At 51.7% G+C, this 17,412-nt stretch carries 13 protein-coding genes; 5 read left to right on the forward strand and 8 right to left on the reverse strand.

Features of this window, described 5'->3' with window-relative positions; all coding sequences use genetic code 11:
* Positions 1-2 precede the first annotated feature (2 nt).
* A complete protein-coding gene (locus HWI92_RS07295) occupies positions 3-2,129 on the forward strand; it encodes a cation:proton antiporter (RefSeq protein WP_204662174.1) in 2,127 nt (708 codons plus the stop codon).
* Between the two features lie 49 nt (positions 2,130-2,178).
* Here HWI92_RS07295 and HWI92_RS07300 read toward each other — a convergent pair whose 3' ends face one another.
* The gene (locus HWI92_RS07300) at positions 2,179-3,756 is read right to left on the reverse strand and encodes an arylsulfatase (RefSeq protein ID WP_204662175.1); all 1,578 of its coding nucleotides are present in this window, start codon (positions 3,754-3,756) and stop codon (positions 2,179-2,181) included.
* A gap of 475 nt (positions 3,757-4,231) precedes the next feature.
* On the opposite strand from HWI92_RS07300, the gene HWI92_RS07305 reads away from it, so the two are divergent.
* Together HWI92_RS07305 and HWI92_RS07310 are read left to right on the forward strand one after the other, a co-directional pair.
* Positions 4,232-4,807: a DapH/DapD/GlmU-related protein gene (locus HWI92_RS07305; protein WP_204662177.1), complete on the forward strand. Its 576-nt coding sequence runs from the start codon at positions 4,232-4,234 to the stop codon at positions 4,805-4,807.
* A gap of 18 nt (positions 4,808-4,825) precedes the next feature.
* Positions 4,826-5,884, forward strand: coding sequence for an NAD(P)-dependent alcohol dehydrogenase (locus HWI92_RS07310; protein ID WP_204662179.1), 1,059 nt, complete (start codon positions 4,826-4,828; stop codon positions 5,882-5,884).
* A 141-nt stretch (positions 5,885-6,025) separates the two neighbouring features.
* Here HWI92_RS07310 and HWI92_RS07315 read toward each other — a convergent pair whose 3' ends face one another.
* Complete coding sequence (locus HWI92_RS07315) at positions 6,026-8,467, reverse strand: TonB-dependent receptor domain-containing protein (RefSeq protein WP_229249068.1); 2,442 nt, start codon at positions 8,465-8,467, stop codon at positions 6,026-6,028.
* 80 nt (positions 8,468-8,547) lie between these two features.
* Positions 8,548-9,363 (reverse strand): helix-turn-helix domain-containing protein, encoded by an 816-nt coding sequence (locus tag HWI92_RS07320; protein WP_204662183.1) that lies wholly within the window; start codon positions 9,361-9,363, stop codon positions 8,548-8,550.
* A gap of 142 nt (positions 9,364-9,505) precedes the next feature.
* On the opposite strand from HWI92_RS07320, the gene HWI92_RS07325 reads away from it, so the two are divergent.
* Both HWI92_RS07325 and HWI92_RS07330 read left to right on the forward strand, forming a co-directional pair.
* On the forward strand, positions 9,506-10,630 hold the full coding sequence (locus tag HWI92_RS07325; protein WP_204662186.1) for an AI-2E family transporter: 1,125 nt from the start codon (positions 9,506-9,508) through the stop codon (positions 10,628-10,630).
* 39 nt (positions 10,631-10,669) lie between these two features.
* On the forward strand, positions 10,670-11,524 hold the full coding sequence (locus HWI92_RS07330) for a ThuA domain-containing protein (RefSeq protein WP_204662189.1): 855 nt from the start codon (positions 10,670-10,672) through the stop codon (positions 11,522-11,524).
* 70 nt (positions 11,525-11,594) lie between these two features.
* Here the strand turns inward: HWI92_RS07330 and HWI92_RS07335 are convergent, their stop codons facing one another.
* The 5 genes from HWI92_RS07335 to HWI92_RS07355 all read right to left on the reverse strand — a co-directional run bounded on the left by HWI92_RS07335 (position 11,595) and on the right by HWI92_RS07355 (position 17,338).
* The gene (locus HWI92_RS07335) at positions 11,595-13,076 is read right to left on the reverse strand and encodes a TolC family protein (RefSeq protein WP_229249072.1); all 1,482 of its coding nucleotides are present in this window, start codon (positions 13,074-13,076) and stop codon (positions 11,595-11,597) included.
* 5 nt (positions 13,077-13,081) lie between these two features.
* Positions 13,082-14,395 carry an HlyD family secretion protein gene (locus tag HWI92_RS07340; RefSeq protein ID WP_229249353.1) on the reverse strand — a complete coding sequence of 438 codons (1,314 nt, stop codon included), beginning with the start codon at positions 14,393-14,395 and terminating at the stop codon, positions 13,082-13,084.
* 31 nt (positions 14,396-14,426) lie between these two features.
* Positions 14,427-15,431, reverse strand: a complete 1,005-nt coding sequence (locus tag HWI92_RS07345; RefSeq protein ID WP_204662195.1) for an ABC transporter transmembrane domain-containing protein — start codon at positions 15,429-15,431, stop codon at positions 14,427-14,429.
* 349 nt (positions 15,432-15,780) lie between these two features.
* Positions 15,781-16,740 (reverse strand): amidohydrolase family protein, encoded by a 960-nt coding sequence (locus tag HWI92_RS07350; RefSeq protein WP_204662198.1) that lies wholly within the window; start codon positions 16,738-16,740, stop codon positions 15,781-15,783.
* Between the two features lie 154 nt (positions 16,741-16,894).
* Positions 16,895-17,338, reverse strand: a complete 444-nt coding sequence (locus HWI92_RS07355) for a TonB family protein (RefSeq protein WP_204662201.1) — start codon at positions 17,336-17,338, stop codon at positions 16,895-16,897.
* Positions 17,339-17,412 lie beyond the last annotated feature (74 nt).

The following is a 17,412-nucleotide window of genomic DNA, read 5'->3' on the forward strand; positions in this document are numbered from 1 at the left end:
TTATGCCGCTTTTGAACATACATGTCGGCAGCCTGCCCATTGAGGATCCTGTCCTGAAATTCCTGCTTGAACTGATTATCATCCTGGGTGCGCCGCTTTTGCTCAATAAAATCAAAGTACCCCACCTGCTCGGCCTGCTGATTGCGGGTGCGCTCGTGGGCCCCAACGGACTCAACCTGCTTTCCCGCGACAGCAGCGTAGTTGTTACCGGTACCACGGGATTGCTCTACATCATGTTCCTGGCCGGACTAGAAATTGATATGGGCGATTTCAGACGGAACAAATGGAAAAGTATCACATTTACGGTCTACACCTTTGCGGTTCCTTTCCTGCTGGGCCTGATCGGCGGTTATTACATACTGCACTTTTCCCTGCTTACCTCGGTACTTTTCGCAAGTCTTTTTTCATCCCATACGCTCATCTCCTACCCGCTTGTGAGCAAGCTGGGAATTGCCAAAAACCTGTCTGTGAACATCACGGTAGGCGGCACCATGCTCACAGACGTACTTTCGCTGCTTGTACTGGCGGTCGTGGTAGGTATGACGCAGGGCGAGGTGGATAGTGCGTTCTGGTTGCGGCTGGGACTTTCGGTAGTCGCTTTCAGCCTCGTCGTGCTGTTTGTTTTTCCCATTATCGGGCGGTGGTTTTTCAAGAAAGTCGATGACAAGATATCGCAGTACATCTTTGTGCTGGTGATGATCTACCTGGCTGCGGTACTGGCCGAGCTGGCCGGTATCGAGGCAATTATCGGAGCATTTTTTGCGGGACTTGCATTGAACCGCCTCATCCCGCATACCTCCGCACTGATGAACCGCGTGGAATTTGTGGGTAATGCCATTTTTATCCCTTTTTTCCTGATCAGCGTGGGCATGCTGATTGACTTTACCGTATTTTTCAGAAGCCTGGAAACCCTGGGAGTGGCCGCTGTGATGCTTGTCGCTTCCATCGGCGGCAAGTACCTGGCTGCCGTATTAACCCGGAAAACATTCAGGCTGACCAAAGATGAGGGTACGCTCATTTTCGGGCTGAGCTCTGCGTCCGCCGCGGCTACCCTCGCCGCCGTCATGGTAGGTTACAACATCATCGTTTCCGAAACTGCTACCGGTGAGTCGGTGCGTTTGCTGAGCGAGCACGTGCTGAACGGAAGTATTCTGCTTATCCTGATCTCCTGTACCATTTCATCTTTCGTTTCCATGTCGAGCGCCGAGCGTATTGCGCAGGTCAACAAGGAAGCCACAGCCTCAGGTATTAATCCGGAAGTCGAAAATATCCTGATGGCCGTCAACTATGAGGAAATTGTTGAAAAAATCGTAAACCTGGGCCTCCTGATCAAGGCGTCGCACAATGATGACCGGCTTTTTGCATTGAATGTCATTAATGATGAAAAAAATGAATCGTCTGTTAAAAATGCCGAAAAAACGCTCCATATCGCTGTGGACACCGGTGCGGCTGCCGACGTGAAGATCCAGCCGCTGACCAGGTACGACAACGATGTGGCCACCGGGATCAGCCATGTGATCAAAGAACAGAAGATCACGGACCTGGTGATCGGGATCCAGCCGGATAAAGGGTTCACTCCGTCATTTGTGTACAACCTGGCCAATGGTTACCTGCAGAATGACAATGTCAATACCCTCATATACCACGCGGCCCAGCCTATCTCGACGGTCAAGAAATACATCGTGCTCATTCCGCCTAAGGCAGAAAAAGAGCCCGGCTTCTTCCAGGCGCTGCTCCGCATCTGGAACATTGCCAAGTCGTCGGGTGCATCCATGGCATTTCACGCCAGCGAGCCGGTCATCAGTATCATTGAGCGGGTTGTCAAAAGGTCCGGCATTGAACTTTCCCTGCATCCGATTACCAAGTGGCGCCAGGCCGAGCTGGCGGCGGCTGAGCTTGCCACGGACGAGGGATTGATCATCTTTATGGCGAAACGCGGCATGACCTCCTACTTTCCCCAGCTGAGCCTCATCCCCGAATTCCTGAACCAGCATGCACGCGAAAACAACTTTTTGCTGGTATATCCCTTCTCACAAGAAAATCCGGATGAAATGGAAAAACGCTCTGTCAGCAACCACGACGATTTTGTGGAGATCGGGCGGATGATCGGGCGCATTTTCCCAGGTTAGGAGAAATGCAGGAACAGGGTGCCTTGTATTTCCGTCACGATTTTACCGGTTATTTGATCAGGTCCCAGTCTACTACGCCTACTTCCTTCGCCCATTTGAGATACTGTATTTCCAGTTCCTTTACTTTGCCGGGATATTTTCCTGCAAGGTTCCGGGTTTCGGTGCGGTCGGTTTTCAGGTTGTAAAGCTCCCAGGGCTGATGGATTTCGGCTACGAGCTTCCAGTCGCCGCTGCGCATCGCACGGCTTCCCTCATGCTCCCAGAAAAGGGTACGCGCCGGGGTAGCGGCGGATCCGGTCAGCACCGGTTTCAAACTTTTTCCGGAAAGCGGCGTCAGCTTTTTACCATGCAGTTCCGCCGGGTATGACAAGCCGGCCCAATCGAGGCATGTCGGCATGAGATCGATCAGGTGCCCTACCTGCGTGCCGGAATTTCCGGCTTTGATCCGGCCGGGAAACCAGGCGATGAAAGGCGATGCAATGCCGCCTTCGTGCGTATTCTTTTTGAAAAGACTGAAAGGCGTATTGCTGGCATTGCCCCACTCGGGATAATAGCTGTCTATGGAAGCTGCCGAGCCGGGCGCGCCATTCTTTTGTCTTACATACGCCCATTCCTTCACCGTATCCGCACTGCCTCCATTATCAGAAACAAAAATGACAAGGGTGTTTTTATCCTGTCCGATATCCTTTAATTTCATGAGAATGTCGCCAATGCCCCGGTCCATGCGGTCGATCATGGCGGCGTAAATGGCCATACGCGTATCCCACAGGTCGCGGGCTGAGGCATCCAGCTTTTCCCATTCCTTCCCCCCACTGTACCGTGGCGACAGCTGCCAGCTTTTATCCACGATACCCAGCTGCTTTTGTTTTGCAAACCGTGCCCGGCGCAATGCATCCCAGCCCTGCATGTATTTGCCTTGATAACGTGCAATGTCTTCCGGAAGCGCCTGTATAGGCCAGTGCGGGGCCGTATAAGTGACATATAAAAAGAAAGGATCCGGGCTGGACCGGAGCTCTTCCAGTGATTTCACTGCAAAGTCCGTAATCGCCTGTGTGAGATACCGGGAAGTATCCTGCCGCTCGGTTTTCTCACCATTCAACAGGAAAGTCACTGTCCTGCCATCGTTATAAATCGGCTCCGAGTTGAAGTAGCTGCTGCCGTTGTTGAGCATGGTAAATGATCTGTCAAAACCGCGGTTGTGCGCCAAGGCCGAAGGAACCAGGCCCACGTGCCATTTGCCCGATACAATGGTATTGTAATGGGCGGCTTTCAGAAGCTGTGCAATGGTGGCGCTGCTTTCACGAAGGTACCCCTGGTAGGCTGGCGATCCCTTGTCCTGCACCATATCGCCTATGCCCGCCTGGTGCGGGTACAGACCGGTGAGCAGTGCAGCCCGCGACGGGCAGCATCGCCCGCTGTTGTAAAATGAGGTAAGCTTCATCCCCTCCCTGGCAAGGCGGTCGAGATGGGGCGTATTGATCTCCGACCCGAAACAACCCAGGTCCGAAAACCCGAGGTCATCCGCCAGGATCACGATGATGTTCGGCGCCTTTTGAGCCGGCTTGAGGGATTGTCCATGCAAGTGCCCGGCCATCAGCAGGCCCAGCCACACAGCTGCTAATTTCATCTGCACTTGAAGCTTGATTAAAGTGGGCCGTGCCCAAATAGCGGCCTGGCCTGATTTGATAGAAAGTGTGCGCCCCCCTGCATTGACCCAGTCAGCACAAGCAGCTGCCACGCTGACAAAAGTACCAAAACTACGTATCCTACCAATTTTATAGATTTCTTATCCCTGCAGTTACTGATGTTTCAGAAGGCTCGGGAGCACCGGGGTTTACATACCCCACATTCTCCTGCGCTTCCTCTCAGATTGGCAATACCACGATACCGAAGTGCATGGGGATGGAAGAAGTTTGAAAATCTTAATAAATCGTTTGATTGTCGTAACCGATCCGGCTGCCTTTGGACAGACATTTGTAGTGCCTGATCAATTCTCAAAACATTAATCACGGGCGCGACCTAAAAATGCCGGCAGCGTGCGGGATGCGGTACAGATTTGTTATGCATAAACCAATAGTTAAACCATTTGCAATGCAAGTAGTATGATCAGTGAAACTGGCCAGACCATATTCGACCGGATGCAGGCCGGTGAGGTCATCAGAAAGGAAGATCCCGGGTATGCGGATTTCGGCAGCGCCGTCGCACAGACCATCCGGTTATGTGTCGAAATGAATGCAGCGGCCGCTACCACAGATGAGGTAAGACGGCGGCTCAGCGAGATTACCGGTCGTGAGATTGATGCGTCGACCGTCATTTTTCCTCCGTTTTACACTAATTTCGGCCGGTTTACTGCGCTGGGCAAAAATGTGTTCATCAATCATGCCTGCTCGTTCCTGGATCTGGGCGGCATTCTTATTGAAGACGATGTACAGATCGGGCCGCGGGTGAATATCACCTCGGAAAATCACCCCCTCGACCCTGGCGATAGGAAAGCTCTGATTCTCAAACCCGTCGTGATCAAGCGCAATGCATGGATCGGTGCGGGAGCTACGATTCTGCCGGGCGTGACCGTGGGTGAAAACGCAGTGGTGGCAGCCGGAGCCGTCGTGAGCCGGGATGTACCGGCGGGCGCAGTAGTTGCAGGTGTACCTGCCAAAGTGGTTAAACAGCTAATATGAAGACCAATTTTTAACAACATGATAGAAACAACAAACGTCCAGGCTTACGGAACAGACGCAGCCGAAGCTCCCCTGAACCAACGCGGTATCGACCGCAGAAAACCCACCGCGCACGATGTGGAAATCGACATCCTTTTTTGCGGGGTTTGTCATTCCGATCTGCATACCGCCAAAAATGAGTGGCACGGCACGCAGTATCCCTGCGTTCCGGGCCATGAAATCGTGGGCAAAGTCATCAGCGTGGGCGACCATGTAAGCAAGTTCAAGGTGGGCGACGTGGTGGGTGTAGGCTGCCTTGTAGACTCCTGCCGCGAGTGCCAGTACTGCCAGGAAGGCCTGGAACAGTTCTGCGAGCCGGGCGCCACCCAAACTTATAATTCGCCCGACAAATACCTCGAAACACCTACTTTCGGAGGTTACTCGGAACGGGTTGTGGTAGACGAAAACTTTGTCCTGCACATTCCTGAAAATCTCGACCTTGCTGCAACAGCTCCTTTATTGTGCGCAGGAATTACTACCTACTCCCCCCTCCGGCACTGGAATGTAGGTCCCGGCAAAAAGGTAGGGATCGTGGGCATCGGCGGACTGGGTCACATGGGCATCAAGATTGCCAAGGCGATGGGCGCCGAGGTAGTTGCATTTACAACTTCCGAATCCAAGTTTGCAGAAGCCAAGCGCCTCGGGGCGGATGAGGTTGTGCTCTCCAAGGACGAAGAACAAATGGCGGCTTACCGCGGCAAGCTGCATTTTATTCTTGATGCAGTTTCTGCCGAGCATGACATCAATGCTTACCTGGGCCTGCTTCGTGTAGACGGCTCCCTGGCACTGGTAGGCGCTCCCGAACATCCCCTGCCGGTAGCTGCATTCAGCCTGATCGTAGGCCGCAAAAGCTTTGCGGGTTCCATGATCGGCGGTATTGCTGAAACACAGGAAATGCTTGATTTCTGCGGTGAGCACAATATTGTTGCGGACATAGAGATGATCGACATGCAGGACATCAATACAGCTTATGAAAGACTGTTGAAAGGTGATGTCAAGTACCGCTTCGTAATTGATATGGCTTCGCTCAAAAGCTAAGGTGAGATAACTTAAAAAACTAAACAAGGTGGGGCTCGCTCCACATTGTTTGGTTTGCAGGCATCGCCAAGACGGACCTTCTTTTTGTACCTGTTTTTTTTAAACAAAGAAAAAAATAGCATCCCTCCTGCCAGCTGGCTGTCAGAACTCCCGCTCGCCAAACTCGCTTCCGGGTAACTTTGCTTTTTTAACGAACTGATTCAGGTTGAAAGTAACGTTGAGCAAAAAGATGTCTGTCTCCTGGATATAATTAGTAGTTGTAAAAAAATCGCGGCCGAATGTAGTGATGCGCTGCTTGTTGCTGTTCAATAGTCCAAGGTCTATATTCTGCCACTGCAGGGATGCAGAAAGCCTGCCCGACCAGAATGTCTTTTTAGCCGTTATTCCCGGCGTAAGAAATCCCGAGTCTCTACCCTGTGCCGTGACCCGCTTTGAAAGATAGCTGACCGAAGCCTGCACCTGTGCGGAGGGAGACAGCCGGAAGGTCGTATTTCCGTTGACCGTATACACCATGCCCGCCGCATTGACGAGCACTGCCCGCTCGAAAAGCGAACCCTTGATACGGTAATGATAGACATTGGCTCCTGCATAAAGCTGCCACCACCGGGTGATATTGGCCGTGCCGCCAGCTTCGGCGCCCCAGGAAAGGGCCTGGCCCGCATTGGTGTAAATGCGGTTGATGATGGTATCATTGAAAACACTGTTGACACGGTTGACCACATTCGCGATCCGCTGATGGTAGAGGTTTGCAAATGCACTTCCCTTCCCCGATTCCCGCACGACTCCTGCTTCATACAGGTCTATAAACTCAGGCAGAATGTTCGGATCGCCCGACTCGAAGGTTTCTGAATGTTCCCGCTCCGGGAATGGATTCAGTTCGCTGTTGGTGGAACGCTGGACACGCTTGCTGTACCCGGCCTTCAATCGCCATGTTTCAGTCAGCTTGTACTGGAAATTCAGTGACGGGAAAAAATTGGAAAGATTCAGCTCACGCCTGTCAATGCCTTCAGCTGCAAATACCCGCTCTGCATATTCGTAACGCAGGCCGACTGCATATTCCAGCCGGGGCAATTTGCCTGAATACATGGTATATACGGCATGAATGCGGTTGGCAACACGTGTGCTGCTGCTGAATGCAGGGACCCGCACAAACATACCCGACGCCAGGTCCAGGTCAAGATAATTGAAAATACCCTTCTGAAGCTGGTCGCGGTACTGGTATCCTGCTTCCAGCTTTCCTGCACCCATGCGGATGTTGTAGTCCGCCTTGATCCGGAACGCATCCAGGGGATTGGTGGCAGGGTTGCGGGTACTCTGCAGAATGGTCACCCGCGCAGGTTCGGCCAGATTCAGGTTGGTTGTCAATCCTTTCAGGTCGGCACCTTCGTACAGGGCCGATATAGTTACGGACGATTTCTGGCCGAAATTGTGCGTATAGTCAAAGTTCGCCAGCGTGATATTGGTGTTTTTGCGTGCAATGTTGGAGTTAAAATAAGTCAGTGCACCGAGGATTTCACCTGTGCGGAGGTCTGTTTTGGTATTCTGATAAACAATATCAGCCCGTCGTGACTGGCTGCGGTACCCATTGTAAATGCCCACTGAGAAGATGTTCTGCGGATCTGCCGTGAAAGTAACCGCTGCACGCGCCGTATAGTTATACCGGATGAAGCTCCGCTCGCCTTCCGAGGGAAAAGAAGTAAATACAGACCCGATGGTGGTATTGACATCCCCGACCCTTCTTCCCGCAATGTCGTTGCGCAGGTAGTTGCCGCTCAGGCTCACCTCCCATTTTCCGGACTGGATTGTATAGATAAAGTCTCCGCCGAAGCGCAGCGGTTTGTGCAGGTTGCCGTAGTCGCTCACGGACGGCAGCCCGCCCTGTGCATTGACCACCAGGGAAGTACCTTCGGCAGGTTTTTTGGTAGTGATATTGATGATCCCGGCCTTTCCGTCCGGGTCAAAGCGCGCCGAAGGTGCTGTAATGATTTCAATGTTGCCGATGGTGTTCGCAGGCAGCTGGTTCAGGAGTACGGATGGGTTTGTCTGGACGGGCTTTCCATTCAGCAGCACCATAAACCCATTTGAACCCCGCATGGTAATGTCACCTTCGGCATTCACGCTCACCGACGGTGTGTTTTTGAGAACATCCAGCGCAGTACCTCCCTGCGCCCCAAGAAAACGGTCGGCACGGTACACCTGGCGATCAGCCCGGTTTTCTATCGTACTCCGCGCTCCCTGGACCACCACCTCCTGCAATGCATTTGCAACCGCCTGCATCCCGATCAGCACCGGACTTTCGGAAACCGGAACAAGCGTACGCTGGTAGCCTACATATTGTACCAGCAGGTAGTGCGGACCTTCACCCGGATTTTCAAAACTGAAAGACCCGTTTTCCTGCGCCAGCACGCCTGCAACCACCGACGAGTCGAGCGGGTTGCACAGGGCTACCGAACAATATGCAAGTGCCTGCCCGGTAGCTGCGTCTTGCACGCGGCCGGAAATGGCTGTTGTTTTTTGCGCCTGTACCGAGCCCAGGCATACCATGCCGCAAAGCAGCAGAAAGAAAAAGTTTTTAAGGAACATTGTGTACGCCGTCAGGAGCCGCAAATATATATCCTACTAACTCGCTAGACTTTGTACATTCCGTCCAATAACTGGTACATTCAGGAAATTCCTTTCCGGTACTCGCCCGGGAGCACGCCGGTTTGTTTCCTGAAAAACTTGTTGAAGTGCGAAGCATCGGCAAAGCCCAGGGAATCGGCTATCCCGGAGAGGCTTTCGAATGAGTAAAGCAGCTCGAGTTTAGCCTGGGCGGTCAGTTTGTCGTCGATGACGGTCCCTGCAGTTTTCCCGACATACTTCTTGCAGGTTGTATTGAGCGTTTTCGGAGTTATGCCCAGCTCCGAGGCATACCAGGCCACTTCCCGGTTGGTTTTGAAATGCTGGTCGAGCAAAACGAAAAATCGGGCGAGTACGGGCGGGTACGTCAGCAGATCGCTGCTTTTGATTTCGCGTTTGAGGAGATTGAAGAGCAGGAGCAGGTAAGTCTGGATGACGGCCTGGTGATTGGTTTCCTTCTTTTCATATTCAAGCTCAATATCCCTGAAAATACCGGTGATCACCGGAGCTACATGATCCAGCAGGAACCGGTTTGGAAAAGGCAGCGGGAAGGTTTGAAAAAGCTGTTTGTAGAGCGGGTGATCAAGCAGGTAGTCCTTTTGCACCATAATGACAAATCCTTTGGGGATGGCCGTGAGCTCCCACTGATGGATCTGGCCGGGCAGGATGAGGTAAAGGCTGAACGGCTGCACATCAAACCGGAACTGATCGATCTGGTGCGTTCCGGCACCTTCGTGCAAATAGATAATTTCGAGATAATCCTTGTGTCCGTGCGGGTTGGTGGTTTTAATCACCTCCTTCATCCTGCGGATCCTGAAAAGCTCCCGGTCGTCGAGTTTGTTTTTAATGGGTACCTGCATGGGGCGAAGTTACGGCTCAAAGGTATTTGTTGGTTGCTGAATCACAGGCCGGGTCATGGCCGGGATGCATACCTCCGGGCAATTGCCTGAATTTGGCATGATTATAAATGAATTATCCATATCACAACGATTAAAGCTACAGATGATTCACTCTACCCCTTTTTACACCCGGCTCGCTCAGGTTCTGATCAGCATAATTTGCCTGGTTTACATTGCAATCATTGGTCAGACGCTGCTCGCGCCCCTGATTTTTGCCCTTTTGTTCGCACTCCTGCTGCTGCCTTTTGCGGGTTTCCTGGAATACAAGTTCAATTTCCCGAGAGCATTATCCTCCATGGTAGCGCTCCTGACGCTGATTATAGCCATTGCGGCCATTTTCACGCTGCTGGGTTCACAGCTTACAGCCCTGGCGCAGGACTGGCCTGCATTCAAGCAGCAGGTGCTCGACACCACCATTGATCTTCAGAAATGGATCGAGGTTACCTTTCATGTGGACAGTGAGGAACAGATGAATTACATCAACGATTCGGCTTCGAAGGCAGTCAATACGGGTACAAGTATCCTGGGGCATACAATCCTTTCCGTTTCGTCCATTCTTCTTTTTCTCCTTTTTATTTTCCTGTACACGTTTTTTATCCTGCTGCACAGGCGCCTCCTGCTGCGGTTCATCGTCATGGTTTTCGATCAGCAGCACAGCGTAGTCGTGTATGACATCGTCAGTCAGATCCAGTACATCGTTAAAAAATACATCGTCGGGCTTTTTCTGCAGATGCTTCTCGTAACCGGACTTTCGTGTATTGCATTCTGGCTGCTGGGCGTGAAATACGGATTTCTGCTTGGACTGATTACCGGAATTCTGAACCTGATTCCCTACATAGGTATTCTGACGGCCCTGCTGCTGGCAAGTCTTATCACCTTCGCCACTGCCGGTACCAGCCAGCTGGTCTTTGTATTTATCGCCATTGTAGCCATCCACCTGGTCGACAGCAACTACATCATGCCCAAGATTGTAGGTTCCAAAGTGAAGATCAACACCCTGGTGGCGCTGATCGGACTGGTACTTGGGGAAATGATCTGGGGAATTACGGGTATGTTCCTGTCTATTCCGGTCATCGCCATTTTCAAAGTTATTTTCGACCGTGTCCAGGGGCTTAATCCATGGGGTATCCTGCTGGGCGAAGATGATAGTCATCCGGCTTCAAAACCCGCCATCCGCGAGGTAATCGAAGACGAGCACAACCAGGGGAGCACACCGGCGGTACGGTAGTACCACGCACATCACTGACGATCCTACAAGCAGTTCCAGATGAGAAAAAAAGGAAGAAAATGGTTGCTGAGGATACTGATGATAGTCATCATGCTGACGGGAGCTGCCAGGCTGTTCATGTACAAGATCAGAAATGGCTTTCCCGTCAGCTATGAAACCGACCCGCCGCGCACTGACTTCCCGAAGGGAAAGCCGGCGGTTCTTGTGTTTTCAAAAACAACCGGGTACAGGCATTCCGGCTCCATTGATGCTGCGAAAAAAGTATTTCAGCAGTTAGGGAATCAGCATGGCTGGTTTGTTTATGAAACTGAAGAAGGCGGCGTCTTCAATCCTGCGCAGCTGAGGCGCTTTCAGGTGGTTATTTTCAATAACTGTACAGGAAGGTTACTGAACAAGCAGCAGCAGCAGGCAGCCATGCAGTATGTGACCGCAGGTGGCGTGCTGATGGGGATTCATGGTGCCGGAGACTTTTCGCATGATGACTGGCCCTGGTACAAAACGCACCTGGTAGGGACCGAATTCTCGCATCACCCGCTCAAACCGCAACTGCAGGCAGCCAGTGTACATCGGGAAAACGCTGCGGCTGCAGCTCTGCTGACCCGTATCCCTGCCACGTGGACACACACCGATGAATGGTACATTTACTTTTCCCAGCCCCGGAATGTACATGTTCTTGCATACATTGACGGCACCCGGATAATCCCTGATGGTAACCTGCCTTTGATGGGTGGTAAAAATTTCGGAATGGGCATGTACCATCCCGTAGCCTGGTACCGGAGCGTGGGCAAAGGCAAAACTTTTTACACCTCTATGGGCCATAACGCGGCCGTATGGAAGGACAGCAACTTTGTGCAGCTGCTCGACAATGCCCTTCAGTGGTCAGTGAAGCCGTAGCGGACGAAATAAGAGAATTATTGGATGTACCTATCAGGGAAAAACAGCTGTATTTCTGAAATTCCGTAGTTTACCTTGCCTCGATTGTTCCGACCGAATAGTAGAGCTCTGCCACTGCTTTCTGGTAGCCCGCCACGAGCTCTGCCATTTTTATCCTCATATCGATCAGCTTGGTTTCCCGGCTGTTGATCAGAAACAAAGTACTTTCTCCCAGCTCAAATTTTGTCAGCTCTCCATTTAATAACAACTGTTGGTTTGCAATGCTTTGGTTTTGTATCGCCAGCTGTGATTCGTAGGCTACCAGGTTGTTAAAAGAACTCAGGATGCTGGTATTGATCTCACGTCCCGCCTGCTGCACATCGTATTGCAATGCGAGCTGCTTTACTTTGATCTCCTGTAATTTTCCGCGCTGTTCCCGCAAAAACAATGGAAATGAAAAATCAATGCCCAGTTTGTAATTGCTCCACCGGAGATCGTAGTAATCAGGTACATAGGAGTCGAAATCGGTGCGGCTGGTGATCAGCGAGGCACTCAGGTTCAGCTTGGGTTTGAGCATTTCCCTGCGGTAATTTCTTTCCAGTTCCAGCTGCCGGCCCTTGTTTCTGAGCATCAGCAGCTCAGGATGTGCGCTGGCTGCATTGCTGATCAGCGTCTGAAGCTGGTTGCGGTAAAAATCGGAAACCGGCGGGTTGGTATCCTGCGGAACTGAATTATCGGGCAGTTCCAGCGGTTCTTCGCGCTCATTCCACAAATGGTTGGACATCAGCAGCCGGGTATTGTTCAGCTCCACTTTGATCTTTTCAAGTTGCAGGCTGCGTTCCTGAAAAGTAATCGCCGCCTCTACCGAATCAATAGCCGGCTTATCACCGATGAGTACCTGATTTTTGACAAATAAAAATCTTTTATAAGCCAGGTCTGTTCCGTTGCGGATAAGCGAATACTGGCGGTAGGCATAAAACCAGTTCCAGTAATCCTTCACCGCATCAAACCAGACTTTATTGATCTGCTTGATCTTTTCTGCTTCGGCATAGTTTACCATCACTCTCGATTGCCGCAACGTATTCCTCCGGGCATCAATCAACAGTCCCTGGCCGATCGGAATGTTCAGCCCCAGCCCAGCCAGGCCAGGCACGCCGGTCCGTGTCTCGGGATTGGTATACTTTCCGACAAAACGGTCATACCCGATCTTCAAATCCGCACCAGCAAGCCAGAGGGGCACTTTAAGTTCGTTGGACCAATTGTTATAGTACTCGGTACCACCAAAAATTTTTCTTCCGAAATAACTTTTCAATGCAGGATCAAAACTCCCCCATGCCTGCTGTACTTTGGCCTGAGCCTCTCCGGTGAGCAGGCCCGCCTGTTTGACGATCGGGTGATTGGCAAGAACGAGCTGTTCCAGATCATGCAGCGCAAACACCCGGGATGCACTACCCGCTGTATCGGTCTGCGCCATGCATGCTGAAAAGCCGGTAACAAGCCAAACCAGGCATGCAAGCGCAGGTTTACTTTTTATCAGGTACTTTCTCATAAACATCACTACCACTCTTTTCATCTTTGTCATTTGGCGCCTACCTGCACGGCCGGTTCGGCTTTCAGGCTGGGCGGAAATCCGTTCAGCAATCGCCATATTTCGTACCACAGCGGAACAGACCTCAGGATTACGCGGCCATATACGCCCGACCCCTGCCTCAGCTGCTTAGGCCAGGGCTGGTCGTTTTCAGGCACCGGAACCGCGGGCTTTACCAGCAGGCGGTACTTTCCGCCCTCGCTGCTCACCAGGTCAATAACCGACACTTTCCCCGCGAAAGTACCCACTGCCACCGACGGCCAGCCCGAGAACTGGACGGACGGCCAACCTTCAAACTGAAGACGAACATCGCTGTTGTTCAGGATCAGGGGTACGTCCATGGCATCCACGTAAATTTCGGCTGCTACCATGGGTGCCTCGGGCTGAAGCGTCGCAATGGATTCGCCCTCCTTGATATTTTCCCCAATCCCGGCTTTCAGGGTTTTTACCACAAAGCCGCTTTGCGGAGCACGTACCACGTACAGGCCGCGGCGGATGTTGGTATTGGAAATTTCATTCCGCAATTTGGATATTTCCCCCTGTGCACTCACTCTGCTCGACACCGCCGAACTCATATCCGACTGCGCCTTAGCCAGCGACTGCTCGTATTCCGCCCGGATGTTGTCGAGGTCAATGCGCGCATTCCGGAGGGATTGTATCGAATTGTTAAGCTTGTTTTGCTGACTGATGACCTTTGCATTGTCTTCCTGTAATTTCAGCCTCCTTGACTCGATGTCGGTCAGGGAAAAAAGACCGTTCTGGTACCCGGCCTCATAGCGTGCGAGGCGCGACTTGGCAATTTCATAAAACCGCTGGACAGCGACCAGGTCGGCACTGTCTATGCTCACGTAATTTTCAGCCTGGCGAACCTTGTTTTCTGCTGCACTCAGCTTGATGGTCAATCCCTTGCGCAGTGCATTCATCTGTGCGGTTGTAGCGGCCATTTTCTGGGCGGCTGCATCCTCACTGCCTTCTTTGGCGGCCAGCTGTTCCTGCAATCGCACGGGAAGTTCGGGGTCAAAATAGGACTGGCTTGTTTCGGAAATGATCAGGATCGTATCCCCTTTATTTACCTGCTGCCCTTCCCGGACTGCCCAATGCTCTATCCGGCCACCAATCTGGTTCTGTACGGTTTGAGGCCGGTCTTCGGGTCGCAGCGCAGTTACATTACCCCGGCCGGGAATTGTCTGCCGCCAGGGCAAAAAGAGGATAATGATAAAGAGCAGCAACAGGGCCAGCATGATTTTACCCAGCAACTTGGGGTTCCGCGTTTTCAGGATTTTGACCCGGGAACGAACCCCCATTTCTTCCCAGTTTCCATTTTCCAAGAATCTGCTAGCCATGGTTCACCTCACTTTCTTCCAGTTCAAGGTCAGTGACCACCGCCAGCTTTTCGCTGCCCGTTACCATATCAAATATTGTATTCAGGTTAGTCATAAACTTTTCAACTGCATAGCTGATCTGCACGATAATTACCTCGGCAGCTACGAACTGCCCGAGGGTCATTTCCCGCTCGATCACATAGTAAGAACCCATCAGCAGCAAGCCGCCCATCAGAATGGTACGCAGCACCACCGAGCTCGCAAAGAATTTTCTTAATATTTTAAAATGCGCATTTCTTGCATCCAGGTACCGGGCGGTAATCTTATCGGTTTCCTGAATTACCTTGTTCATCTGCACCGGATGGTTCCTGTACTCGTCCAGGTTAGCCGCTACGCCTTCAAGGTAGGCGACCACCTCGTATTTATACTCCGACTCATCAATGCTCGTCATCACGCCCCGCTTGTAAAAAAGTGCCAGCATCAGCAGAATGACCAGGACGGTAAAAATCCCGAATACAATAAATACAGGATGGTAAAAGGAGAGCAGAATCGCCGCAAAGAAGATCTGCACGGTGGATGCCACCACGTCCACGAGTAACTTGGTAAGCCCTTTCTGAATGGTGAGCACATCAAAAAACCGGTTGACGAGCTCAGGGGGATTTTCACCGCTAAGCTCCGATCTCTTGATTCTGGGAAAACGAAAAGCAAATTCCAGCGCGGCTTTTGCAAAGATTTTCTGCTCTATGACTTCTACCAGTGTCAGCTGCCCGATCAGCAAAAGTCCGCCTACCACCACCCCAACCAGCACAACACCTATCAAGATATACGTAGAACTGTACACAGCCCCATTCGAAAGGAAATTGAAAACCGCCGTCGTGCCCAGCGGGAGTGTCAGCCCAATAAGGCCGATCAGGATGGCATAAATGAAGATATAATTGATCGTGGTCCTCTCTACATAAAGCATTCCCATGAGTCGTTCCCAGGGAGTTGGCACCTCTACATGATGTCCTTTTTTCATTGGTTAATGTTCGTTAAACATAAAATTCCGGAGTTCCTGAACGAGCCGGCTGCCATACTATGGCGAAGTTTGCCCAGTGGAAAAGTGCTCCACAGGTCTTCCCCGGCAAAGCAGAACTTTCGACTCTCATCCCTATACGCCACCCAGTCCCGGCTCCGGTGTCTTAAAGCCACATTCAGAAATGTATAAGGGGATCAGCCCGGCAGCGGCTGTCGATTTTTGAAGGAGAAGATATAAAGTCATGCTTCGTCAGTTGAATCCCAACCTGACTATCATAAAAAGACTGTGCCTGTAAACAAAAATGGAGATTCGGGCACAAACGTGCCTGATGTGAGAAGGTACCCTGAAATCATCCGGGCTGGGAATTATCGCGCTTATGCCAGGAATAGGCAGCTATTGAATTTTTCCAAAAATATTTCTCTGACGCGGCAAGACCTTTTTCCTGAAAATAGGCACGTACCAGGTTCAGCCCGGCTTCAAAGGGAAGCCACTGATCGCTGTTGGGCCAGTCGCTCCCGTACAGCACCCGGTCCTCCCCGAACGTTCCGTACAGCTTGTCCAGGTTGCCGCGGTAAAAATCAAGCGACGTCGGAACAGAATCCTTCTCCTTGCGCAGTACTTCGGAAATCTTCACGTATATCTGAGGTCTTTGCCCAATCTCCCGGAGGCTTTCTTCATACACTTTCCGCAAGGCGCTATCGGCCGGTACAGCCATTTGCGGAAGATGATCAATGATGATTTTAAGGTCGGGAAGCTTGTCTGTAAGCCTTACGATTGCGGCAAGGAGCGCGGGGTCAGGATTGGCAGTGTCGAGCACCAGCCCGGCTTTTGAGAGACTGGCCAGACCGGCTATAAACCGGGGATTTTGGACCTGAGCGCCGATGTCATGGCCCCACAGGTTGCCGTACCGCACGCCACGAAAAAGCTGGTTTTCAGCAAAACGTGCCAGCTGCTTTTCAAACCCGGATTTTTCGGGTTCAAGATTTCCGATCACGCCTACAATGATGTGATCGCGCGCGGCTGTATCCAGTACCCACTGATTGTCTTCGAGCCAGGGACTCGCCTCCACGACAATTGCCCCAACCACCCCCGATGAAGCCACCACCTGCCGGTACCTGCCCGGCAGAGCCGGCTTGTAGAGCAGCTTGTCGCTTTTTTCAGGCCAGGGTATTCCCTGTGGGCGGGCCGGGTCAAACAGGTGAATGTGGGTATCGATCATGGGCACAGAAGCATACTGCCCGGCGGTAGCAGGAAGGGCGGGCGCCAGTGCAGCAGCGGCAGACAATGCAAGAAATTCTCTACGGTTCATCGGTTCAGGAGTTGGGGAAAAAATCAGTGCTGGTATTTTCAAAAACGAAATACCAGCACTGATATCTTAAAATGATTTTTAACTCCCGTTTACTCGTCTGAATGAAATTCCCAGGCTATGCATTGCTGTGCAGGCAGCTATCCTGAATGCGTTTTTATTTTTCAGGGAACCGGACAGGAACATTATACCACATCGCCACGGGGCGGCCACTTTGCCGGGCCGGGATCCACACAGGCATATTTTTGACTACCCTGATCACCTCCTCGTCCACTAATTTATTCACAGGTTTCAATACGCGGACACTGTCGATTGCACCCGAATCGCTTACGATAAACCGGGCGAAAATGACCTTACTCCTGTACTTATCATCAGCTTCGGCCGGATAGCTGAGGTGATCGGCGAAATATTGATCCATAGCCTGCTGCCCTCCGGGAAATTCGGGCTGCTGCTCCACAACCGTAAAAATGATGCGGTACTTTGGCTTATTGGATGGGGCTTGCTGGGCGAATAGCCCGGTTGCCGCCAGCTGGACCAGCAGACATCCGATACACAGCACGGAGCAGGTTCTCCGCCTAAATACTTGTTTGATTATCAGCATGATCAGTATGTTTAAGGTTACACAAGGTTGATAATTTCCCTGAGCAAACAACGACCGATCGCTAATTGAAAATT

The sequence above is a fragment of the Dyadobacter sandarakinus genome, assembly GCF_016894445.1.
GTDB lineage: Bacteria > Bacteroidota > Bacteroidia > Cytophagales > Spirosomataceae > Dyadobacter > Dyadobacter sandarakinus.